The organism is Vibrio sp. T20 (genome assembly GCF_007858795.1).
In the GTDB taxonomy this organism is placed as follows: Bacteria; Pseudomonadota; Gammaproteobacteria; order Enterobacterales; family Vibrionaceae; genus Vibrio; species Vibrio satsumensis.
In genome coordinates this window covers 1-286 of the sequence record NZ_VFEB01000139.1, presented here as the reverse complement: position 1 = coordinate 286, position 286 = coordinate 1, and the positions used below count along the sequence as shown (strand labels likewise).

Annotated in this window: 1 pseudogene; it reads left to right on the top strand. The window is 50.0% G+C overall.

What is annotated here, in order from left to right:
* A pseudogene (locus tag FTW16_RS17035) lies at positions 1–286 on the top strand (leucine-rich repeat domain-containing protein); the annotation flags it as partial.

Below are 286 nucleotides of genomic sequence, written 5' to 3'. Positions count from 1 at the left end.
CAAGACTGCAAAAGCTGGCACTCGCAGGCAACCAGCTTCGCGCTTTACCTGAGAGTATGGGAAAGCTATCCAACCTCGAACTGGTCCGCTTGTCTGCAAACCAACTGACTGAATTCCCTGAGTTCCTTATTAAACTACCAAAGCTGGCTTGGTTAGCCTTTGCGGGTAATCCATTTTGCAAACACCCTAGCAGCTTAGATAGCGTGCCTGCGGTTAGATCTCAAAGCTATTCACTGAATCAAGTACTTGGCCAAGGCGCGTCAGGCGTGATCTCTCATGCGCGTTG